Below are 22,885 nucleotides of genomic sequence, written 5' to 3'. Positions count from 1 at the left end.
AGAAAGTGGCGGTTTGTGGCAGGGGTGCCTCACCCCCTCCGCCCCCCTTCAGAACCCCCCGCAAGGGGAGGGGCGAGGCGCCCCGGCCGGAAAGAAGTCCCCTTGACCCCATAAAGGGTTGGTTGACAAGTTGGAGGGTAGTTCATATATCGATGATGTTGCCGTCTTGATCGATGGTTACTCCAACCCGGCGGCTTACTTTATAGAGGGCAGAGTGGAGGATATCGAGGGTATTTTTATCTGTCTTTTCTGAGCGGAGTTTTAACAATCCCATGCAGTGTTTTTTTGTGTTACCAAGATTGCCTGCTAATTGTATAATATCACTCTGAGCAACAGACTCTACATTATCCACCATTGATATCAACTGAGCAACGATGCTTGAATCAGCAACTTTGCTCAAGGTAGATACTATACGGCTTCTTACATAGTTACCTTGTTTTTCATAAAATAAAAGGGGTATCAAGTCAACGACAATGTTTGAATCAGCAACCTCGCCCAATGTTTTTGCTACGCTGCCTCTTAACAATGCATCTGTATTTTTATCGAGTAAAAGAGGCATCAAGTCAGCAACGATGCTTGAATCAGCAATCTTACCCAAAGCAGATGCTATGCTGTCTCTTACATGGGAATTTGTATTTTCATCGAGTAAAAGAGGCATCAAGTCAGCAACGATGCTTGAATCAGCAATCTTACCCAAAGCAGATGCTATGCTGTCTCTTACATGGGAATTTGTATTTTCATCGAGTAAAAGAGGCATCAATACAGCAACTATGTTTGAATCAGCAATATCACCCAAGGCAGATGCTATGCTGCCTCTTACATAGTTATCTGTATTTTTATCAAGTAAAAGAGGCATCAAGTCAGCAACGATGCTTGAATCAGCAATCTTACCCAAGGCAAATGCTATACCCTCTCTTACATAGTTATCTGTATTTTTATCAAGTAAAAGAGGCATCAAGTCAGCAACGATGCTTGAATCAGCAATCTTACCCAAGGCAAATGCTATACGGGATATTAACCAACTATTTGTTTTTTATCTAAAAAAATAGACATCAAGTCAGCAATAATACTTGAATCGGCAAAATTGCTCAAAATTTCTGCTATACTGCCTCTTAAGAAAAACTCTGTTTTTTTACCGCGTAACCGATTTAACAAAAAAACAAAGTCGCCATTTTCAGCCAAAACACCAACAGCCAATTCCTTATTTAACCAATACCGACTCTTGCCTACAAGACTCCTTAGCTTTTTCAAGACCGTCTCTCTGAGCTTAACATCGCCCCTCAACGTTGGTTTCTCTGCAAGGCATCTGCCGGCAAGCATAAGATTGTGATTAAAGATATCATCGGCCTTTGTAAATAACCCCTTTATTAACTCCGTGCTGTCTCCTATCCCTGCAAGGAGTAGGATCACTTCCTCCCACCAGGGCTTGAAACTGTTTGCTATGGCCGTAGCATAATCACGCCTTTGATATATCTCACAAGCAGCAAAATACTCCTGTACCGTCAGATGAATAAAGCCGTACCAACCCTCGGCCTGCTCTTTTAAAAGACCATGATTGGCGGATATCTCCTTTAAAATAGCAGTGGCGTCTTCCGGCTTCAGATATAAGATCGGTAAACATTCCTCAATGGCATGTATAAGCTCATCACTCTTGAAATATCTCTTACCTTCAAGAAAAAACCTGTAGGCGATATCTTGCAAAAGCAGCCTCTTCTTGTCCTGACCGAATTGACCTCTGCGCTCTATCCCTCTGCTTTCATCCCAATCATTGAGCAACACATTGACGCACTTTTCATACAGGGTGACCCGCCTCTCTGGAAATGTCCTGAACTTTTCGTATAGTATGCAGACAAAAGACAGCAGCAACGGGTTTCCAAAGAGTGACCTGCCCCCCGTCCTCCTGCCTAATTCGCGATTTAGCTCCCTTGCCTTTTCAGCCTCACCGTGGAACCACTTCTCTACAAAGCGCGTTATATCCGCAGATGTAAAGTCAAGCACCTCAAAGATGCTGAAGGATTCCTTTATGCCCCCCCTCCATCCGGCCCTCCTGCAGGTAACGGCTATGTGACAGTCTTTGTACTTTGTAGCAATGTCGTTGATGACCTCTACGATTTTATTGTAGTTGTCGCCAGCCTCTTTTTGAGCACCCCCGCTGACCTCATCGAGGCCGTCGAAAAAGATCGCCACGTTACCGGCTTCAAATTCCTCCTCCAGATATCTCCTGGCATTGTTGAAGCCATAACGCCTTGAAAGATCAGCGTCAAGATATTCCAGCAGGTCCGGTGTAAACTTGCTGATGTAGTCCCGAAGCGGGACAAATATCGGCATGCCTTTAATTCCCTCCACGCCCTTGTCCGCCAACTGGAGCGTAATGTGCTTGAGCAGCGTCGTCTTACCCGCCCCAGGGTCGCCCAGGATGACGATCTTCTTATGCCCCTTCAGTGCCTCTTCAATGAACATCGACTTTGAGATGTACTCTGTCTTTAGGCGTGGGATGCCAAGTTTATCCGGGTCGGCAACAGCCATGTGTAACCTGTCAACTCTGTCATCGCCCTCCTGTACGATCCTGTTCACCTTCTCACGCAGGCATATCTTGATATAGATATCCAGCAGGTTTAACGGTCGGCTCATATCCAGGATTCTCAGGTTACTCAGCTCCGCAGTGAGCTTGACCTTGTATTTCGTCAGCTCATCTTCTTTTGATGTTGCAGATATTTCCACTGTCTCCGGCTTTTTTCCTGCTGCGTCTTCGCAATAACACAGGATGTCATTTAACATCTCCCCTCTCCTGGAATGGTTCCCATCCGGACTCTCATAAAAAACGGGGACGATGTTGTATTTGATTGCCAGCCTGCGAACTTCATTTTCAGCATAGCCGTTGTCCGGGCAAGGGATGATTGCATAATGCTTGTCCTGAAACTTCCTGAATACACTATCAATGAACCTCATTATAGTCAGGAAGTCCAGGTCATTCACCCCTGAGCCTATAAACACAACGGGTCGGGTCATTATAATGCTGCGCAAGGAGCTTATAAAACCCTCATGATAGACATCCTTGTAATCATTCTCAGTCAATACGATATCTTGCGGGGTATCATATCTTCCGTGGATATGGAATATCATTTTTGTGGATTCGTTGTTTGAGTTACAGTAATCAGCGAGCTTTTGTCTGTTGTTGTATGTAAAGCAGGCGGCTGATTCTCTTGTGATGAAACAATAAGCACTGTCCAGACAAGCATCATAGTTGCTTGTGATATAGTTATGAAATGGCAGTGAAATGATAGCCTCATGCTCCGGGGTATGTTTCTTGTTTTCTTTTGCTTTTGGTTCAAACTGACGACCAATAAAGGCATAATATTCCGACCCCATGAGACTTTTACATTCATCCGCAACGACAAGAAGGTCGTTCTCTTGCCTGAGCATCTCCACCATAGACTTTGCAGCCGGTTTCGTTTTGGTGATCTCATCCAGCATCTTTTGGGTCAACCCCTTCCACGACGGATACCCAAGGGGCATTGAACACCCCGCCCCGACAAAGGCAATCGCCCTGCCCGACTTGATGACCTCCTTCAGCTTCTGGAGGTTCAGAGCGTTGATCGGCTTATACTCGTCCCAATCCTTACACACCATGACGCATTATACCACGGGCATGATTGTATTTGCAATTGGTCAGACATTTATTTCTGTGATACCTCTAATAAGGCCAATGTCCTGCGTGTTGCCAACAGTGTCGTCAAGTTTGCGGTGGCGTAAATCCTGGAGATGGTTCTATTATAAAAGATTTGGTATCTTCTTAAAAAAGCATGTAAAAATGGGGTCAAGGGGTCAGCAACCCCCGGCTCAGTGGGGGCTGGCCCCCTTGCAGGATGTTCTGAAGTGGGACGGAGGGGGTGAGGCACGATTTTCCCGCAGCGGGGGGCGAGCCGCCCCCTGGCTCAATTGTCGCACCCGCCCCTGCCGTAAACCGCTCCCCTTCTTTCTTTTCTTTCCTACATATGGAAGTAGTCGAACTTTTCTTCTTTGTGTACCCAGCGGATCAGCCTGAATATGAAGGCCGGCTCTACTGCCGGGTCAAGGGTGATGGTTGTCTCCTGCCCCTTGCACAGCAGCCACTCATCCGTAATGAGATTTAACAACTCATAGGTCTCGTCGTCCTTTATGCCAAGCTCCTGTGTCGGGATGTAGACCTTTGACTGATGCGCCTTAAACGGGTCAAGGTTGACCACCACGAAAATCGTGTTGCTGCCATCATCGGAGGTCTTGCCGTAGAACAGGATGTTTTCGTCATAGGAGTTATAAAAGCGCAGGTTCTTGTTGTAATGCAGGGCCACGTTTTCGTGCCGTATGCGGTTGACACGTGCGACGTAGTCCTTGATGTTGCCCTCTCTGTCCCAGTCCCAGACCTTGTAGTCGTACTTTTCGGAGTTCAGGTACTCCTCCTTGCCTTGGATGGCGGTATTTTCGCACAACTCAAAGCCGTTGTATATCCCGTAGGTTGCGCCCAGGGTTGCGGCCAGGGCGAGACGCATCTTAAAGGCCGGTCTGCCACCCTGCTGGAGAATCTGCGGCAGGATATCGGGCGTGTTGGCAAAGAGATTGCAGCGGAGACACTCGCTGACCTCATCCTGCGTCAGGTGGGTGAAGTACCCGATGATTTCGTGTTTAAAATTCCTCCACGTAAAGTACGTATACGATTGCGTAAAGCCGGCCTTGGCCAGGACCTCCATCATCGGCGGCCTGGTAAAAGCCTCCGACAAGAAGATGGCGTCAGGATACTGGTCCTGTACCTCGGCAATGAGCCACTGCCAGAACGGAACCGGCTTGGTATGCGGATTGTCAACCCTGAATATGCGAACGTTCCTGGCACACCAGAACAGGATAATATCGCGCATCTCCGCCCACAACTCCTTCCAACTGTCACCGGGGGCATAGAAGTTCAGGGGATAGATGTCCTCGTACTTTTTGGGCGGATTTTCGGCGTACTTGATGGTGCCGTCGGGACGCTTGAAGAACCAGTCGGGGTGCTCCTTTACGTAAGGATGGTCGGGCGAACAGTTGATGGCAAAGTCAATGGCCACCTCCATGCCCTTTTCCTTGCAGGCGGCCTCAAACCCGGCAAAATCCTCAAACGTTCCAAGTCCGGGTTCTATCGCCTTGTGCCCACCAAAATCGCTGCCAATGGCGTAGGGACATCCGGGGTCGTTGGGGCCGCAGACGAGGCTGTTGTTTGGCCCCTTGCGCTTGGTGACCCCAATGGGATGAATCGGCGTGAGGTACACCACGTCAAACCCCATGTACCTGATCTCCGTCAGACGCTCTATGCAATCCTTAAACGTGGCGCTGACGCCCGGCTTTTTGCCCTGGGAGCGCGGAAACATCTCATACCACGTCCCATACCGCGCCCGCACCCTGTCTACAAACACCTCCAATGTCGGCTCAAACACCGTGCTATCTCCACGGGCACTGAGTATGGTGAGTATCTCAACCAGCTTGCTATCAGACATGAGGGCCATCTTCTCTGCCTGTGAGGATGCCTCATCCACTGCCGTCAGGAAACTCTGAATATAGCTCTTGTATATATCCGGGGCCGAAACCGCCCTGTCAAGTGTCTCTGCGATAAGGCTGTATCCCTCGATCAACTCACTTTCGACGTCCTGGTGACTGTCAAACTTCTTGGTGGTGTCATTCAGCCACGATTTATACAGGTCCGTGTATGCCTCCACGGTGTACTGATAGCGGGTGTTTTTTGGCAGACTGAAGCTGCCCTCGTAGATATCCAGGCCGGCATTTTTCAAGGTCATAGGGGATTCACTCCAGGGGCCGCCAGCAGCCTTCTCCCTGTGCCTGAGCAACACCACAATGACGTCATGGCCCTCCTTAAAGACCGTTGCCCTTACCGTAAAAACGTCACCCACTTCACGCTTAACCGGATATCTGCCTCCATCAATGCACGGAGATACATTTTCTATGATAAACGGATTTACCCTATTCAGCATGTTGCACCTCTGCTTTGTACGCATCTCTCATACAACGCCACAACGTCTCTGGCGATGGCCTTCCAACTGAAGTACTGTTCGGCCCGTATGCGGCTGTTTTTGCCCATTTCGGTGCACAGGGCATTGTCGTCGAGGCACCTGTTTATCTTTTGGGCAAGGTCACGCGCAAACTGCTCAGGGTCAATGGCCTCAAAGGGGCTTTCCTTATGCTGCTGCAGCGGGACGAGAAACCCGGTCTTGCCGTCCTCAATGATTTCGACGATGCCACCAACGGCGCTTGCCACAACCGGCGTGCCACAGGCCATCGCTTCGAGATTGATGATACCAAAGGGTTCATAGATGGACGGACAGCAGAACACGGTGGCATGAGAGTATAGTTCAATTATCTCTTTCCTGGGAACCATCTTCTGTATCCAGAGGATATTATCGCGCTTTGCCTGCAGACGTCGCACGCCCTCCTCCATCTCATTTTTGATCTCCTCGGTATCGGGCTGACCGGCACAGAGCACTATCTGGGCTTCATCGTTGATGTGTTTGATGGCGTTTACGAGGTGTATAATGCCCTTTTGCCTGGTGATCCTTCCCACAAAGAGCACGTAGGGCTTATCGGGATTGATCCCGTATTTGAGCAGGGCTTCATGGGACGTCTGTGGCGTATACTCATCGGTGTCTATGCCGTTGTAGATGACGGCTATCTTTGATTGGTCTATGTCAAAGAGGTTTAATACGTCCTGTTTCATGCCATGTGAGACGGCAATGATGGCATCGGCCATTTCCATGGCAGTTTTTTCCACCCACAGGGAGAGGTCATAGCCCAGGCCGAGCTGTTCACGCTTCCAGGGTCTTAACGGTTCAAGCGAGTGAGTGGTTATGATCAGTGGCAGACCGTAGGCCTTGCTTGCCATAATGCCCCCCATGTGCGTGTACCAGGTGTGGCAGTGCACTACGTTGGCATCTATGGGGGCGATGTTAAACAGGACGTTGTTGTAGAAGGCTGCAAGGGGTGATCTGAGCTGCTTGTCACAGCCCTCAAAGGCTTTTTTGTCGCAGTTGTAGCCCTTGAAGGACAGGTTGCCGAAATGCCCGTATTGGTCCCCGAAACATCGCACCTCCACGTCAATCAGCCTGGACATCTCACGGGTCAGGTACTCAACATGCACGCCCGCTCCCCCGTAAACGTATGGCGGAAACTCATTGGTCAATATTAGTGCTTTCATAAGTACTCCTCTTAAACGTTAAATCTAAAGTTTATAATATCTCCGTCATTTACCGTGTAAGTCTTTCCCTGCAGGGTAACGGAGCCATGTTTACGCGCCTCTGCCATGCTGCCGGCGACCTTGAATGCATCGCAGGAGACCACCTCGGCCCTGATAAAGCCACGTTCAATGTCCGAGTGTATCTTGCCGGCGGCCTGCACGGCGCTGCTGCCACGGCTGATGGTCCAGGATTTAACTTCGTCCTCGCCCACCGTCAGAAACGATATCAGCTCCAGGGCCTCATAGCAGACACTGATCAGGCGGTTACATGCCGGTTCTGCGATCCCAAGGTCGGCAAGGAAATCCTTGGCCTCCTCGGGTGGCAGTTGTCCTATCTCCATTTCGATTTTGCCACACATGGGGATCACGTGTTGGGGTTTACACCTAAGCTCTCCGGCTATGGCGGCAACCATCTCTGCCACCTTGTCCGATCCTACGTCGCCTTCGGAGATGTTCAGGACGAGTATCCGTGGCTTGGCGGAGACAAACTGGAGGTGTCTGAGGGACTTCCACTCTTCCGGGGACAGTGGCATGTTGCGCAGCGGTTGTTCGCCTTCGAGGAAATCCTTACACCGGGTGAGCAGTTTTTTTTCGGCCTCATCGGGCTTCTTTCCTCTTTTGGCCGCATCGGCCATCCGGGTGAGCCTCTTTTCCACCAGGTCGAGGTCAGACAGTACCCACTCCACTTCCAGGGTCCTGGCATCGCGCAGCGGGTCTACGGAGTTGTCCGGATGCACGACGGCCGGGTCATTGAAGGCCCGCAGTACGTCCAGGATGGCATCGGCGTCCTTCAAGAGGTCCAGCACCTTACGGTTGTTATCGGCCTCACCGCGTGTGAGACCGATGAAGTCCGTATACTCGATTGTCGAATGTGTCGTTTTTTTGGGCTTAAACACGCCCGAAAGCCACTCAACCCGCTCATCCGGAACCTTCACCGATCCCCGGTGGGGGGCCTCAGTGACCGAAGGATAAATGGTGGTCTCAACATTCAGGCCAGTCAGGGCGTTAAATATTGTCGTTTTTCCCGCATTGGATAGTCCGCTTATCGCTATGTTCAAGGGCTTACTCCTTCAATATAAAATAATCGTATTATTTTAGCAGAGTTTACCCTCAGAATGATATAAGTAAATTTCCGGAGCGTTAAAAAACGTATCTTCTTTATATTTCATGGTAACTATACTTTTACGCATCTTGGATTCCTGGTCAAGCCAGGAATGACCCCTGTTCGAGCCAGGGGCAGGCACACTTGGAAAACGGCTGTAATTGTCATTCCTGCGAAAGCAGGAATCCATGCCTTTTAAGCGTGAAATAAAAATTACCCTGCTTTTTAAAGAGGATACTTTATTTCCCTGTATAAAGTTTAAGATGTTTTGTTATAATAAAAGATGCAGTTTGTAGATGTAAGAAGTGACATAGCGTTTAGGAAGATATTTGGCAACGAAGGCAAGAAGGGTATCCTCATATCTTTTTTAAATGCAGTCTTAGGCCTCGCCGGAGACAGGGAAATAGATGATTTGTCGATTCTTAATCCGTACCAGACACCAAATATAAAGATACTGAAAGAGACGATCTTGGATATAAGGGCGGTAGATAAAAGGGGCATAACATTTATAATAGAGATACAGATTCAAAGGCAGAGCGGATTTGAAAAACGGGTGCTGTACTATACAAGTAAGGCATATATTGCCCAGTTGGAGAAAGGCGACGATTATCCTGCGTTAAAACCGGTGATATATATAGGCATACTGGACTTTGACATGTTTGAAGGTGACAGCTACATCACAAGGCATCTGATATTAAACTCCGCCACTCTCAGGCAGGAGTTAATGGATTTTGAATTCAACTTTATAGAGCTGCCCAAGTTTACCAAAACCGAGGATGAGCTGCAGAGCGTAGTGGATAAATGGATACATTTTATAAAAAACGCCGGTTCCATGCAAATAATACCCAAGAGCGCAGACTTTGCGGAGATACAAGAGGCATACAACATAGCAACCAGGATGTTCTGGAGCAAGGATGAATTTGAGCTGTACGATTACTGGCTGATTCGCTTACAGGATGAAAGGGGTGCAATAGAGTATTCATTTCTTGAGGGAGAGCGCAAAGGCAGACTAGAGGGAGAGCGCAAGGGCAGACTCGAAGGAAAACTTGAAGGAAAGTACGAGGGGCTGCTTGAAGGAATAGAAGTGATACTTGAGGTTAAGTATGCAGATGTGGCTACCGATATTATGGAAAGTGTCAGAAAACTTGGAACTATAGAAAAATTAGAGGAATTTAAGAAACTGTTAAAGACGTCTGCCTCCGTAGAAGATTTGAAGGGATTCTTTTGAGTAAGTTATTCCTCCTTCAGCCCAACGGCAACAGGGATATCCCCATTGCCGTCAAAGCCACCAGCGCCTAGTACGTGAACACACCCGTGCCGCCCAACGCTCCGAGGTTGTTTGACCTGCAGAGATAGCCGACCAGGTTGCGTTTGGGGAGCGTATTTCCCTGGAAGCAGGCCATCGGAACGCTGCCACAACTCAGACCAACCGGGTCTACCGTACTCTCGCTTGTGATAACAATCGAGGCACCGTAGGAACCATACAGGCTTGATTTAGGGGCCACCTCCGGTATGCTGCCTATCACGTTTGTATCCAGTGAGATGTCTTTGCCATTGAAGGTTAGCATCCGTGTCTGATAGGCGTTGATTTGTTTATTAGCCGTTGTCATTGTCGATATCAGGTCATTCGTGGGGCCGGACATGTTACCGGCGGCAGTTGCTGTAAGCTCAACGCCTACCGTTGAGGTATCCGCCGTCATGTTCGATATGACGCAATAGGTCACGTTGACGGGGTTTGTGTGCAGGTATGGCAGCGTGTATGTCACCTGTGCAGGCGATAAAAGCGCCACGGGGTCCTGGATCGTCCCGACGGTGCTATCGATGTCTCCCAGTTGGTTGTCTATCAGGTAGAGGGTCACGACCAGATTATTCCTCCCGCCGCTTATCTCACCGCAGGGAGTCCCCCTGAATTTACCGTTGCAGTCGAAGTCGTACCATCCGCTAGTACCGTACTTTTTCACGTGATTGACGACAACCCCGCGGGGCAGATAGAACTTCACCTGGTTGACCGTGCCAGTCTGGACGCCTGTCAGGGTGAATGACAATGTGCCCACGGGCAGCTTTGTGCTCGCGTTGCCTGTAGTCAGGCCAAGGCCGCCGAGGTCGGGGGTAGTGACTGAACTGATGGTACTGATGTTCACGGATGGATCGGCTGCCACGGTTATGTACTGTGAGTTGGCCGCGTGAAATGACTCCACGTTGCCCTGTAGTCTGTCGGGGGTACCGTCGCCGTTGCCGTCGTAGTTGGGGTCGTTGCCGCCGGGACCTTGTTCCTCTGTATCAACTTGTCCAGAACGCACTGGCCACACGTAACCAGCGTTGGTCATAATGTTGGCGACGACGCTGCCATCGTACATGCTGACGACCCACGCGCCGAACGAGGACGTAGACGACCAGTAGTAGCCAGACTGAAGATTGGTAAAAAGGTGGCCGTATGGAAGCGATGGGTTATACGTTGCACGGTCGGCCAAGCTGAAAAGCTCTTTCCTGTTTGGCAGTCGCCAGTCGGTATACCCATACGTGCCAGCCCCGGAGTTCATCGATGCAATATAGTCCAACGCCTGTTGCCAGGTCTTGGTAGTGCCTGGAAGGTTGGCGTCTTTGGTCCACATCAGCCCCGTGAGGTTGTCGGTCACGGTCGGGGTGCTGTTGTCCGTGAATCTCGGGCTGGGCCAAGCAACACCTTTCTGGAGTGCGCCGTCGTCACCCGCAGCATAGCTCGTCGTCTGTCCGGATGACCAAATGGCCGAATTACCAACCTGTCCAGAACGAACCGGCCACACGTAGCTGCTGCCATTGGACCTAACGTAGGCGCTGAGGCTGCCAGCGTCCATGTAGACGATCCACGCGTCGGACGTATTGACAGCGCAGGACGTAGACGACCAGTAGTGGCTAGACTGCACATTGGTAAACCCCTGCAAATTTAGCCATGTCGCTATATTCGCCTGACCCACGTTGACAAGACTCTCCAGCTCGTTGACGTTCGGCAACCGCCAGTCGGTATAGCCATACGTACCTGCTCCGTTGTTCATTGAGGCAATATAGTCCAGGGCCTGATGCCATGTCACGATTCCGGCAAGGTTGGCGTCTTTGGTCCACATCAGTCCCGTGAGGTTGTCGGTCACGGTCGGGGTGCTGTTGTCCGTGAATCTCGGGCTGGGCCAAGCCACGCCTGCCCTGATCGCCCCGTCGTCACCCGCGGCGTAGCTCGTCGTCTGCCCCGTCTGCGGCAGGCTTACGGTACCGGCCATCAGCGTTGCCACCGACACCAGCACCAGGGCTATTATTAACGTAATCATTTTCGTTGTTGCCAATAACTTTTTACTTGCTCTGATCATCCTTTTTCTTCTCCTTCCAGGTTTACGGTTCATGTTCACGGTAAAAATGTCTGAACCACGCCTGCGACCGTAGGGAGTAAATTTAACTCCACGGATTATATAGATTATCAGGATTAGGTTAAAGGCAGGCCTTAATCGTTTTTCTGTAAATCAATCCTGTAAATCCTCTAATCCGTTTAATCCCGGTTCAGACAATCCCTTTATCGCCGGAGATCATCACGGTGGGGCGCGCAGAGCCGGACTTGCCGCCTGCCGGTGGATCGGACAAAAAAGCCCCGCAGACAAAACACAAGGTTTACATGCAAGAAGAAAAACTATTAAATATGTGTTACATATAAGACTGACTGACTGACTGACTGACTGACTGAGCAATAGCCATGCCAGAATCATGGCACCTCTGAGCTAAATCTTTTTTGCTCATCTCTGTCGGTGACATTATCCCCAATCTACACACCATAGGGATTGTATCGGAACATGGGGCAATAATCTTTAGCCCGGCAATACCAGATGCAATGGGCGGTATAAAAAACGTGCAAAAATTGAAAAAGCCCCCCATTCAAACTTACAGCGCTGTTCTAACGTCAATGCTCTTAAACAGGCGTTTTGGTTCTTGTTTGATATGAAAGACGGCAATTATATAAACGGTCTCATTATCAAATATATAAAAGATACCATAAGGAAACCTGCGTATAAGAACTCTCTGTATATTTTTATAAATTACCGGATAGGCTTTAGGGTATCGTTGCAAAGCATTTAGAGATGCCTCTATACTTTTCATAAACCCGCTTCCTAATCCCATTCGTTTGTTTTCATACCACCGATAGGCATCCAATAAATCATTTTCGGCTTCAGGACTGATTATGAGTCTAACAATCATTTAGAATTTAATATTCTGTCTTTTACATTCTCCCAACTATCCCCGGCACCACGATTGTCGTAGTAGGCGGCAAGTCTGCGTTCTATCTCCGTTTTTTGAATGTCAGTCAATACTATATCGCCAGGACTATCTATAATAGTATCCCAGATTGTCTCAACAAGTATAATACGCTCAGAGATGCTTAACTTTAATATGTCCGATAAGGAAAACATACTCATGATTTATTCTAACATAAAAGGAAACAGTATAACAATCAAGCTGCAAACTGCCGTGCATAAATGTTTCATGTGTACGGGTGCATAATTATGGAGTCAAGGGGGGCGAAGGGGGTGGGACCCCGGCCACAAACCGCCCCTTTCTTTCTCTTCAGCTCAACTGCATGGAGATGACCTTTGACATGCCGGCAGCTTCGTTGGTTATACCGTAGATGTAATCGGCTATCTCCATCGTGGCGCGATTGTGGGTGATGACGATAAACTGTGTCTTGTCCGAAAGGGCCTTGAGGGTTTCGGAAAAACGGCGGGTGTTGCTCTCATCCAGGGCGGCATCGGCCTCATCGAGGATGCACATGGGCGTGGGTTTTATCAGAAATCCGGCAAAGACCAACGACAACGCCGACAACGACTTCTCCCCGCCTGAGAGCAGATTTATGTTCTGGAGCTTTTTCCCCGGAGGCTGCACCACTATCTCTATGCCCGATTCCAGGATGTTTGAGGGATCGGTAAGTGACAACTCCGCCTTGCCACCACCAAAAAACGCCTGAAACGTCTCGTTAAACTTGATGTTTAGCTCGTAAAAGGACTCCGTGAGCATCTTCCGCGTCGTGGAATTTATCTTGGCTATGACCTGCTCCAACTCCGCTATCGACTTTAAGAGGTCCTCCTGCTGGGCCAACAGGAAATCGTACCGCGTCTTCAGCTCCTCGTACTCCTCGATGCTGGCCATGTTGACTGCACCAATTTCGGCTATCTTACGCTTGAGTTCGCCGACCATCCCCTCCTCGCCTTCCTCTAACGGTTGCAGCTCAACCTCAAGGACGTCCTTGTCATATGTGTTAGAGACAGACGTCCTGATGTTTTCCATCCTGAGGGTGTGCTGCATACGTTGTACGTCGGCTTCGTTGAGCTGCTCTTTCAGGAGGTCTGTGTCACGCCTCAACCGAGTCAGCGTCCGGTCGATTTCGCCAAGGGCGTGTATATCGACATCGATGACGTCCTTCTCCTGTGCGGCCCGCTGACGTAAGACCGCTACCTCCTGCGATATCCGCCGCAGGTCCACGGCACCAACCTCGATGTCGTTGGCCATCTCCTGCCTGTTGGCCGTAAGCGTGGCGGACTCCTGGGCAATGGCAGAGAGCTTGTCGGCTATGGTCTCTGCCGCCCTGCGCAGGGAGGAGGACTCCTTATTGACCGACTTGAGACGCTCCTTTTTGGCCGTCAGGGCTACCTTCTTATCCGTCAGGGAGGCACGTGTGGTGTCTATCAACGCCTTGTGCGAGGACAGGCTGTCACGAAGCCCCTGGAGATATGCGGCTGTCTCATCCTTCCTGGTGTTGAGCATGTTCTGCTGCTCAGTCTTTTCCGTGATGGCCGCAACCACGCCCTGTAGCTCCTGCTCTGTCTGCTGTGCCTCTACCTCCATGTAGTGCATCTTTTTGGCGAGTCTGTCACGTTCTTCTGTGAGCTTCTTGAGATTGAGGCGAAATATGGACACCTCCTTGTCCAGGGTCGCCAGTTGCTCCTGCACCTGCTGTTGTTCCGTGCGCAGCCAGTCCCGCTCCGAAATGGCAGCAGCAAGCTCCTTCTCAATGCCGTCAAGTGCCTCGGCGCTGACAACAAGCCCTTCCGTCAACTCCCGGATGGTCCTCAGATGTCTCAGCACATCGGTGCCCTTACCCGTGGTGAGCACCCCGCTAAAGTCCAGGACATCACCATCGAGCGTTACATAATGCCTGCCCCGGCCATAGCCATTGCCCCTGAACAACTCCAGCGCCCTGTCAATGTCGCTCACGATGACAAAGTCCCCCAAGAGTTGGTTGACTATCGCCCCGTATGCGCCATCGACCCTGATCACATCCAGCGCCATGACGTCAGGCCCACTCTCTCGTCCTGTCCCCCTCCCCTTGTGGGAGGGGTTAGGGGAGGGTGATTGGGGAGGATATAAATCCAGCGAGATCAGCGCCGTCCTGTCCCACGCATGTTGTTTGATAAATGCCACCGCACCCTTGAGTTCGTCTACGGTACCGAGGATGACCCCCATGACCTTGTCAGACAGGGCACTCTCTATGGCTATCTCATACTGTTGTGGCACTTCCAGGGTTGCAGAGAGCGTTGTTATAGTATTAATGGCACCACCAAAGTCCTTTTCATGCAGCGTGCCGGCGGTTACCTCCTGCAGGGACTTGAGCCTGGCCCTGTCGGAGGCAATCGACTCACGTTTGGCAGCAATCCCCTGCCTCAGACGCTCTATCGACATGTCCGACTGCTTGAGCTGTGTGGTCAACAACTGTTTCCTCTCCGCAGCCAGGGCCAACTCCTCCTCAGTGGTGGCGATGTCCTTTTGTGCGGCCCCGATGTCGCCCTCATGCTTGTTAAGCGTCTGCTGCGCACCCCTGAAGAACCCCCCGGAGGACTCCTTCTTCTGCTGCAACGCACCCAGATGACCCTGGAGCGTGGATATTTCGTTGCGGACGTTGCTGATCTGCTCGGATAGCTGATAAAAGTCCCGGTTCTTGTCCCTGACCTCCGCCTCTATGGCGGCAAACGTCTGTTCGATGCCATCGATTTTGGCCTTATCACCCTGATACTCTGCCTCGACGATTTCGATCTCACGTTGCAGCTCAAGCTCGACCTCGGAGAGTTCCTCCATCCTGTCAATGGTCTCGTATTGCTGCTGGAGATAGTCGGTCTGTTGGGCGCTGAGGCGTTCGATGTGACTGAGGATGTTGCTCAGGGCAGAGTCCTTGACGGCCATGTCCTTTTCGGTGCCGGAGAGGCGTTTTTCCATCTCCGATATCGCCGTGAGGGTCTTATCCAGCACCTGTTTCTTGTCCCTGAGTATGGCGCCGTGTTTGACCTTCAGCTCTTCGTTGTGTGCAACTTCGGTGCCGAGTTCGGCAAGTCTGGCGGAGTATTTGGCATGTAGCAGATCGAGGGCCTTGTAAGCGTTGTCAAGAGTCTCGTAGTCACGCCTGGCAATCCGCAAATCTATCGAGCTTAGGCGGTCAACGAGGGCCTTATACCTTTCGGCCTTTTTTGCCTGACGCTCAAGCGATCCCACCGAACGCTTTACCTCGTTGACGATGTCGTTTACCCGTTCAAGGTTCGCACCGGCCCGCTGCAGCTTTGTCACCGCCTCGGACTTCCGCACCTTGTACTTCATGACCCCGGCTACCTCTTCTATGAGAAACCGGCGTTCGGCAGGTTTTGCGTTGAGTATTTCGCTGATCCTGCCCTGCTCCAGGATGGAGTAACTCTTTACCTCAAGGCCGGTATCCAGGAACAACTCTCGAACGTCCTTGAGGCGACTCTTTGTCTTGTTGATGTAGTACTCGCTCTCACCGGAGCGATACAGCCTCCTGGTTACCTCGACGATGTCCGATTTGTCGGGGGACGGTTTGCCGGAGCCGTTATCGGATGGTTTACCGGAGCCGTTGCCGGAGACCTCGATGCCGGATGCCTCGGTGCCCCTGATGTCGGCCAGCGACAGGGTGACCTCGGCCATGCCCTTGGGGGCCGTGTCGGAGGTGCCACTAAAGATGACCTCTTCCATCTTATCCCCCCTGAGGGTCTTTGCGCTCTGCTCACCCAGCACCCACCGGAAGGCATCCACGACGTTGCTCTTGCCACTGCCATTTGGACCAACTATGCAGGTGACCCCCGAGTGCATGGTAAAAGATGTCCTTTCTGCAAAAGACTTGAAACCATTTAATTGCAACTTTACAATTTTCATAAACTATGTTATACTCATGTGGCTAAAATCTCATGTGGATAGATTATTATAATATATAGACAAGGTAGTAGTATATATCATATGTACTTGCTAAAAGCAACTATCATGATCTAGGTAGATTAAGGGTCTCATTAGGAAATGGGATTTTGGCGGAATCTCTATATACATTTAAATAAGGAGGTATTACATGGGTAAGAAGTACGAAACACCGTTACTGGACGAGCTGAAAAAGGGTGCCTTCCCAAGCTTCGTCACAGAGATGGAAAAGGCAGCCGGACACTCGGACATGGCTGCCGACTTGCTCGGTCTGGTGGAACTTTCTTTCAAGGAAAAGCAGACCCACTGGAAGCACGGCGGAATAGTTGGCGTGAGAGGTTACGGCGGTGGAGTTATCGGCAGATACTCCGACATCCCGGAGAAATTCCCCGGCGTGGCACACTTCCACACGGTCAGAATTAACAGTCCATCGGGATTCTTCTACACGTCTGCTGCCATCAGGCAGGTATGCGACATATGGGACAAGTACGGAAGCGGTTTGACCAACATGCACGGTTCCACGGGCGATATGGTTCTGCTTGGCACCAAGACGGAGAACCTGGAGCCGATTTTTGCGGAGTTCTCCTCAAGGGGCTGGGACCTCGGAGGTTCCGGTTCGGCCATGAGAACACCCAGTTGCTGCGTTGGCAAGGCTCGTTGTGAGTGGGCCAACATTGACACCATGCACCTGACCAACGACATCACCCACCACTTCCAGGATGAGATGCACAGACCCGCATTCCCCTACAAGTTCAAGTTCAAGGTGGCAGGCTGCGCCGTTGACTGTATCGCCTCTATCGCACGTGCCGACATGTCCATCATTGGAACCTGGAAGGGTGACATACAGATAGACCAGGCCGAAGTCAAAAACTACAAGGGCAAGATCAACATCCAGAGCGAAGTCATTGACCTGTGTCCAACCGGTTGTATGCAGATGGCCGGCGACGAGCTTAAGATCGATAACTCCAACTGCAGCAGGTGTATGCACTGTCTTGCCAGGATGCCAAAGGCACTGAGACCGGGCAAAGAACAAGGAGCAACAATCCTTTTAGGCAGCAAGGCCCCCATTGTCACCGGAGCCCTGATGTCATGGGTCATCGTACCATTTATGAAGATGGAGCCACCGTATGAGGAGTTCTATGAGCTGGTTGGCAAGATATGGGAATGGTGGGATGAAAACGGAAAGAACCGTGAGAGAATCGGCGAGCTTATCGAAAGAGTCAGCTTCCCGCGCTTCCTGAAAGACCTGAACATTACACCGGTTGCAGCAATGGTTAAAGAGCCGCGCAGGGATCCGTTCTTCTTCTGGTCTGAGGAAGACATTAAAAGATAAATCAATCACAACTTTTTGATAAGGAGGTTTTATACTTATGTCAGAGCTACCACAGAGACAAACGGATATCGGTCCACCCAATTACGAACAGTTCTTACCACCGGTGATAAAGAAGAACTATGGCAAGTGGAAGTACCACGAGATACTAACCCCAGGGTCAATGGTTCACGTCAGCGAAACCGGCGATAAAGTATATACAGTCAGAGTGGCCTCGCCAAGGCTCCTGTCAACGGACACGCTCCGTATCATAGCAGACGTAGCCGAAAAACACTGCGACGGACATCTGCGCTTTACCACAAGAAACAATGTGGAGTTCCTTTTAGATGCGGAGAGCAAGGTTGCTCCCCTCATTGCCGATCTCAAGGGCAGAGGCTTTATGGTTGGCGGTATCGGACCGGGAATCAGCAACATTGTTCACACCCAGGGTTGGATACACTGTCACTCAGCCGCCACTGATGCCTCCGGTCTGGTCAAGGTCATCATGGACGAGCTGCACGAGTACTTCACCGAAAAACAGTTGGCCAACAGGGTAAGGATAGCCGTTGCCTGTTGCGTCAATATGTGCGGAGCCGTTCACTGCTCAGACATAGCCCTCGTGGGTGTCCACAAGACTCCACCGAGAATAGACGACAACAACGTCAAGAATTTCTGCGAAGTGCCTTCCACGATAGCCTCATGCCCAACCAGCGCTATCAGCCCCGACCCCGCAAAGAAGAGCGTCAAGATAAAGCTCGAAAAGTGCATGTACTGCGGTAACTGCTACTCCGTTTGCCCTGCCATGCCTATAGCCGATCCGGAAAATGACGGCATCGCTATCGTCGTTGGCGGCAAGGTCGCAAACCTCAGAAGCGCCCCGACGTTCTCCAAGCTGGCCATTCCCTGGATACCAAACAATCCACCCAGATGGCCAGAGGTCACCGATGCAGTCAAGAAAATCCTCAACGCCTACATCGCAGGCGCCAAGAAGCACGAGAGAGTTGGCGAATGGATAGGCAGGATCGGATGGGAGAAGTTCTTCCAGGAGGCCGATCTCGAGTTCAAGATGCAGCACGTGGACGACTTCACATTTGCTCGTGAGACATTCAGAACCACGGCAGCCTTTAAGTGGACAACATAGACAAAAACCAATGAAAGATTCAGTGCAGGGAATGGGTCGTGGGGTGGAAAAGTATCCCCCACACCTGCCCCTGCCTCTCTTTTAGATTACAAAGAAGATAAGAGGTACCATATGGAAAAAGAAGAACTCAAAAAGGTAATTTATGACCTGGTAGAGGCCTCAACCGGTAAGAAAAAACTCAAACAAACCGATATCCTCAAGAAGGTATCTGCCGACCAGGGCGTGGAAAAAGACGAAGTCAAGGCAGCACTGAGAGAACTGGTGGATGCCGGTACGTTGATTTTTACTTACTTTGGTGGAAGTTACATAGAAGTCCCCCCAAAAGAGAATCCTTAAATCAACCCTTAAAAAGAAAGAAGGGGAGCGGTTTACGGCAAGGGGTGCCTCACCCCCTCCGCCCTCCCCTCAGACCCCTCCCGCATATGGGGCCAGCCCCCTTGACCCCGTCCTTAGCTAGAACTTATGGTTTATTTTGTAGTGTGGTTGGGAGTAATCTATTGCCGTTTTTTAATATATCCTACATATAAGGATTTTGGAATGTGAAGTAAACTTTTCAAAAGTAAATTTCTCTTGACAGCATAATGAATATTCTGTTAGGATAGAAAATATATTTAATGAAGGAGAATTTATGAATGTTGTACAGGATTACACGGGCAGGTGATGGGCAACGTCACAATCAACTGTGCGTGTCGGGATTTAATAACATTAGACAAAAGAGTCCTGTTGTGGTATCCTCTTTAAAAAACATGGTAAAGTTTCTTTTATTCTTTGAAGATATGGATTCCAGCTTTCTCGGGAATGACAATAACAGGCGTTTTACCAGACATGTCATTCCTGCGTAAGCAGGAATCCAGAAGGTCAAAAACATAGTTACCATGGAATATAAAGAAGATATCTGTTGTGTATGTCGGTTTAACCTCATGTGTATTTACACATATGAGGTATGTTATTATTTATAATTTAGGTGTTTTAAAAAAAGGAGGTACAAAATGGGACACACAGATATGTCATGCTTTAAATGTGGGAAACCAGGGAAGGATTACGACACGTCGTATCCGGGGGCAAAGTATTGTCCTGAGTGCGGTATTCATTTATGCTCAAAGTGTGGATACAGTTACACTCAATGTCCTAAATGTGGCAAATACTCACTCAAGTAATCCATTTTGAAATATTAGAAAAGCGCATGAGAAATGTCGGACTCTCTTTAAGACTTGCTAAGTTAAAAAAATCTCATGGGCATTGGAAGGATTATAAAACCGCAAATATTGCTCTTGATCATGGTAATGACGATGTTGCTCTATCATTGATAGAAACAATGGAGTCTACTTCAAATTCGTCATCTAACTCAAATATTTCACACTCCTCTACAATTTCATCATCCGATTCACAGTCTTCTTCTAAAAAAAGAGGTTGGTTCTTTAAGTTTCTTGTTTTTTGTTCTACTGTATGTTTTTTGATACCTGGCGCTGATTATATATTAAGCAACAGTTCATTAGGCGCCGGAGAAAAACTAATGGGATTTATTGTCAGTTTTATTATATCATATTATATAATCTATAAGTTGTTAGACATGTGGAATGAAATATTAGTGGCTATTATACAAATCACCCTTCTTCTCATATTTCTCAAATGGCTTTTCTCTTAATGGACATACTCAATAACCGGTTCTTTCTCAAAAGGTCTTGTAGTAGCAAGGCATCTGTAACACTGGCCAGAAGGAGTCCTTTTGTCTGGTATCTGAAACGGTACACCAGCGTTGACACCGCTTTCTGTGGTGTTTGGATCGGCTAACATTAGACAAAACAATGGCCATAGCGCCTCCCCCTTCTTTTTGCCCGGTCAAATGTGATAGCCGTGGCTTCACCCACAACACGGTTGCCAAACAGTTAAGGAACATGTTATTGTAGGGGCAGAATATATAAGGTAGGATTATAGATTTATGAACATCTCACTTACGCCACAACTTGAAGAGCTGGTTAAAGCAAAAGTAGATAGCGGACTTTATGGTTCCGCAAACGAAGTCTTGTGTGAGGCCTTACGCCTTATCGAAGAACGAGACAGGATAAAATCTTTACGAGTTGAAGAGCTAAGGGTTGAAATAAAGAAGGGCTTGGATAGCGGTGAGTCAACTCCTTTAGACATGGAAGCCATAAAAATGCGGAGCCGTGAACGACTTGCTGCTCAATAAAAATAAACAGACTGGCTGATCTTGAGAATCCTAAAGCGCCCCTAGGCTGAAAATGACCTCAAAGAAATCTGGCTTTATATGGCTCAGGACAACCCTGACAAGGCTGACAAACTCCTTGATGAAATTGAAGAAACAAGCCGGAAGCTCGCACTGTTTACAAACATGGGTAGAAACAGGGATGAAATCTATCCCGGACTGAGAAGTTTCCCTGTCGGTAAATATATTATTTTCTATGTACCAATTAGCGATGGTCTTGAGATTGTCAGGGTACTGCATGGTATGAGGGATATCGTTACATTTTTTTAGTTGTGGCCCACTCTCATTTCTCCCTCTACCTGCCGCTAAAAATGCCATGTATATTGTATTTAAGCCAATCGAAAAATGACGTGAATGTTTCGGAATAAATCTTGTTGCTTTTGCGGAGAATATCCTTTATAATATCCGCATGAGAAGCGGAGATTATGGTTACATACATTCACGAATTACCTGACTGGCCTCGTTTCCAATGGGACGAAAAGCATCTTGCCGTAAAGCTTGCCGCCGTGCGCCACCGACAAGGACGAATGATAGGTCGTCTGGAAAATTTAGGGATCAATCTGCGCAAAGAGGCCTCATTCCGTACCCTGACGGAAGAAGTCATCAAGTCAAGCGAAATCGAAGGCGAAATCCTGGACCGTGAACAAGTGCGCTCCTCGCTCGCCCAACGCCTTGGTATAGACATCGGTGCGCTGACGCAAGCGGATCGTGATACCGAAGGTGTCGTCGATATGATCCTTGATGCAACGCAGAATTATAACAGTCCTTTGACCGTCGAAAGGTTGTTTGGCTGGCACGCAGCGTTGTTTCCAACCGGCTATAGCGGTTTACACAAAATCTCCGTCGGCAAATGGCGCACGGAGAAATCGGGGCCGATGAGGGTTGTTTCCGGCGCTGTCGGCAAGGAGCGCATTCATTTCGAGGCACCGGCTGCTAAACGACTTGCCAAGGAAATGACTACTTTTCTTAAATGGCTCAACGGCAAGGCAAACGGAACCGACATCGATCCGGTTTTAAGGGCTGCTATCGCACATCTATGGTTCGTTACCATTCACCCGTTCGAGGACGGCAACGGGCGTATCGGCAGGGCCATTGTCGATATGATGTTGGCGCGCTCGGAACAGAGCAGTCAGCGATTCTACAGTATGTCAGCGCAAATCCGCAAAGAACGCGGCCAATATTATGACTATCTCGAAGATGCCCAAAAGGGTGATCTCAACATCACCAGGCACCTGGAATGGTTTCTCGATTGCATGGATCGCGCTTTTGACAACGCCGAAATCATTTTGAGGGATGTTCTAAAAAGAGCCGACTTTTGGCAACGCCATAGTGGAGAAAACTTTAACGCTCGTCAGCGCAACATCATTAACCGGCTGCTGGAAGGCTTCGAAGGCAAGCTGACGTCATCCAAATGGGCTAAAATAGCCAAGTGCTCGCAAGACACCGCAGGGCGAGACATTTACGATCTGATCAAGCGCCACATCCTGAAAAAAGATGCCACTGGAGGTCGCAGCACCAGCTACTCGCTACTGGAAGATAAATAACGGAGCATAAATGTTTAGAACATTAGGGTTAAGAATAATGGGGTCAAGGGGACTTCTTCGTGGCCGGGGCGCCTCGCCCCTCCCCTTGCGGGGGAGGTCTGAGGAGGGCCA

The 22,885-nt window shown here is 49.5% G+C and carries 16 protein-coding genes and 1 pseudogene; 8 read left to right on the top strand and 9 right to left on the bottom strand.

What is annotated here, in order from left to right:
* Positions 1–142: 142 nt before the first annotated feature.
* The 5 genes from Mcas_RS06435 to ychF form a co-directional block, all read right to left on the bottom strand.
* A complete protein-coding gene (locus tag Mcas_RS06435; RefSeq protein ID WP_040334691.1) occupies positions 143–994 on the bottom strand; it encodes a HEAT repeat domain-containing protein in 852 nt (283 codons plus the stop codon).
* Positions 995–1,014: 20 nt separating this feature from the next.
* Complete coding sequence (locus Mcas_RS06430) at positions 1,015–3,630, bottom strand: SIR2 family protein (RefSeq protein WP_040334690.1); 2,616 nt, start codon at positions 3,628–3,630, stop codon at positions 1,015–1,017.
* Positions 3,631–3,989: 359 nt separating this feature from the next.
* Complete coding sequence (locus Mcas_RS06425; protein WP_040334689.1) at positions 3,990–5,996, bottom strand: alpha-1,4-glucan--maltose-1-phosphate maltosyltransferase; 2,007 nt, start codon at positions 5,994–5,996, stop codon at positions 3,990–3,992.
* On the bottom strand, positions 5,990–7,213 hold the full coding sequence (gene glgA, locus Mcas_RS06420) for a glycogen synthase (protein ID WP_040334688.1): 1,224 nt from the start codon (positions 7,211–7,213) through the stop codon (positions 5,990–5,992). Before glgA ends, Mcas_RS06425 begins: the two co-directional genes overlap by 7 nt.
* An 11-nt stretch (positions 7,214–7,224) precedes the next feature.
* The gene (gene ychF, locus Mcas_RS06415) at positions 7,225–8,310 is read right to left on the bottom strand and encodes a redox-regulated ATPase YchF (protein ID WP_040334687.1); all 1,086 of its coding nucleotides are present in this window, start codon (positions 8,308–8,310) and stop codon (positions 7,225–7,227) included.
* 327 nt (positions 8,311–8,637) lie between these two features.
* On the opposite strand from ychF, the gene Mcas_RS06410 reads away from it, so the two are divergent.
* A complete protein-coding gene (locus tag Mcas_RS06410) occupies positions 8,638–9,582 on the top strand; it encodes an Rpn family recombination-promoting nuclease/putative transposase (RefSeq protein WP_052566942.1) in 945 nt (314 codons plus the stop codon).
* Positions 9,583–9,649: 67 nt separating this feature from the next.
* Here the strand turns inward: Mcas_RS06410 and Mcas_RS16435 are convergent, their stop codons facing one another.
* The 4 genes from Mcas_RS16435 to smc all read right to left on the bottom strand — a co-directional run bounded on the left by Mcas_RS16435 (position 9,650) and on the right by smc (position 16,520).
* Positions 9,650–11,692 (bottom strand): Lcl C-terminal domain-containing protein, encoded by a 2,043-nt coding sequence (locus tag Mcas_RS16435; RefSeq protein ID WP_052566941.1) that lies wholly within the window; start codon positions 11,690–11,692, stop codon positions 9,650–9,652.
* 562 nt (positions 11,693–12,254) lie between these two features.
* A complete protein-coding gene (locus tag Mcas_RS19175) occupies positions 12,255–12,569 on the bottom strand; it encodes a type II toxin-antitoxin system RelE/ParE family toxin (RefSeq protein ID WP_040334686.1) in 315 nt (104 codons plus the stop codon).
* Positions 12,566–12,781 carry an addiction module protein gene (locus Mcas_RS06395; RefSeq protein ID WP_200873650.1) on the bottom strand — a complete coding sequence of 72 codons (216 nt, stop codon included), beginning with the start codon at positions 12,779–12,781 and terminating at the stop codon, positions 12,566–12,568. The genes Mcas_RS19175 and Mcas_RS06395 overlap by 4 nt, the downstream gene beginning before the upstream one ends.
* Positions 12,782–12,935: 154 nt before the next feature.
* Entirely contained in the window at positions 12,936–16,520 is a 3,585-nt protein-coding gene (smc, locus tag Mcas_RS06390; protein ID WP_040334684.1) for a chromosome segregation protein SMC, read from the bottom strand.
* 187 nt (positions 16,521–16,707) lie between these two features.
* Between smc and dsrA the strand changes: the two genes are divergently transcribed.
* The 7 genes and pseudogenes from dsrA (at position 16,708) to Mcas_RS06355 (ending at position 22,774) form a co-directional block, all read left to right on the top strand.
* A complete protein-coding gene (gene dsrA, locus Mcas_RS06385; RefSeq protein ID WP_040334683.1) occupies positions 16,708–17,889 on the top strand; it encodes a dissimilatory-type sulfite reductase subunit alpha in 1,182 nt (393 codons plus the stop codon).
* Between the two features lie 37 nt (positions 17,890–17,926).
* Positions 17,927–19,006 (top strand): dissimilatory-type sulfite reductase subunit beta, encoded by a 1,080-nt coding sequence (gene dsrB / locus Mcas_RS06380; RefSeq protein ID WP_040334682.1) that lies wholly within the window; start codon positions 17,927–17,929, stop codon positions 19,004–19,006.
* Positions 19,007–19,117: 111 nt separating this feature from the next.
* Positions 19,118–19,342, top strand: coding sequence for a hypothetical protein (locus tag Mcas_RS06375; protein WP_040334681.1), 225 nt, complete (start codon positions 19,118–19,120; stop codon positions 19,340–19,342).
* An 847-nt stretch (positions 19,343–20,189) separates the two neighbouring features.
* Positions 20,190–20,651 (top strand): hypothetical protein, encoded by a 462-nt coding sequence (locus Mcas_RS18080; RefSeq protein ID WP_156033214.1) that lies wholly within the window; start codon positions 20,190–20,192, stop codon positions 20,649–20,651.
* A gap of 294 nt (positions 20,652–20,945) precedes the next feature.
* Positions 20,946–21,194, top strand: a complete 249-nt coding sequence (locus tag Mcas_RS06365) for a type II toxin-antitoxin system ParD family antitoxin (protein WP_040334679.1) — start codon at positions 20,946–20,948, stop codon at positions 21,192–21,194.
* A 57-nt stretch (positions 21,195–21,251) separates the two neighbouring features.
* Positions 21,252–21,500 (top strand): annotated as a pseudogene (locus Mcas_RS06360) (type II toxin-antitoxin system RelE/ParE family toxin); the annotation flags it as partial.
* A 155-nt stretch (positions 21,501–21,655) separates the two neighbouring features.
* Complete coding sequence (locus Mcas_RS06355; RefSeq protein WP_040334678.1) at positions 21,656–22,774, top strand: Fic family protein; 1,119 nt, start codon at positions 21,656–21,658, stop codon at positions 22,772–22,774.
* The last annotated feature ends 111 nt before the right edge of the window (positions 22,775–22,885 follow it).

The organism is Candidatus Magnetobacterium casense (genome assembly GCF_000714715.1).
Taxonomy (GTDB): Bacteria; Nitrospirota; Thermodesulfovibrionia; order Thermodesulfovibrionales; family Magnetobacteriaceae; genus Magnetobacterium; species Magnetobacterium casense.
This window is presented reverse-complemented; position numbering and strand designations above follow the sequence as displayed.

Excerpts from the sequence above, each read along its gene's own strand:
- Mcas_RS06430 (WP_040334690.1), bottom strand. The coding sequence starts at position 3,630 with ATGGTGTGTAAGGATTGGGACGAGTATAAGCCGATCAACGCTCTGAAC.
- Mcas_RS06425 (WP_040334689.1), bottom strand. The coding sequence starts at position 5,996 with ATGCTGAATAGGGTAAATCCGTTTATCATAGAAAATGTATCTCCGTGC.
- glgA (WP_040334688.1), bottom strand. The coding sequence starts at position 7,213 with ATGAAAGCACTAATATTGACCAATGAGTTTCCGCCATACGTTTACGGG.
- Mcas_RS06410 (WP_052566942.1), top strand. The coding sequence starts at position 8,638 with ATGCAGTTTGTAGATGTAAGAAGTGACATAGCGTTTAGGAAGATATTT.
- Mcas_RS16435 (WP_052566941.1), bottom strand. The coding sequence starts at position 11,692 with ATGATCAGAGCAAGTAAAAAGTTATTGGCAACAACGAAAATGATTACG.
- Mcas_RS19175 (WP_040334686.1), bottom strand. The coding sequence starts at position 12,569 with ATGATTGTTAGACTCATAATCAGTCCTGAAGCCGAAAATGATTTATTG.
- Mcas_RS06395 (WP_200873650.1), bottom strand. The coding sequence starts at position 12,781 with ATGTTTTCCTTATCGGACATATTAAAGTTAAGCATCTCTGAGCGTATT.
- smc (WP_040334684.1), bottom strand. The coding sequence starts at position 16,520 with ATGAAAATTGTAAAGTTGCAATTAAATGGTTTCAAGTCTTTTGCAGAA.
- dsrA (WP_040334683.1), top strand. The coding sequence starts at position 16,708 with ATGGGTAAGAAGTACGAAACACCGTTACTGGACGAGCTGAAAAAGGGT.
- dsrB (WP_040334682.1), top strand. The coding sequence starts at position 17,927 with ATGTCAGAGCTACCACAGAGACAAACGGATATCGGTCCACCCAATTAC.
- Mcas_RS06375 (WP_040334681.1), top strand. The coding sequence starts at position 19,118 with ATGGAAAAAGAAGAACTCAAAAAGGTAATTTATGACCTGGTAGAGGCC.
- Mcas_RS18080 (WP_156033214.1), top strand. The coding sequence starts at position 20,190 with ATGAGAAATGTCGGACTCTCTTTAAGACTTGCTAAGTTAAAAAAATCT.
- Mcas_RS06365 (WP_040334679.1), top strand. The coding sequence starts at position 20,946 with ATGAACATCTCACTTACGCCACAACTTGAAGAGCTGGTTAAAGCAAAA.
- Mcas_RS06355 (WP_040334678.1), top strand. The coding sequence starts at position 21,656 with ATGGTTACATACATTCACGAATTACCTGACTGGCCTCGTTTCCAATGG.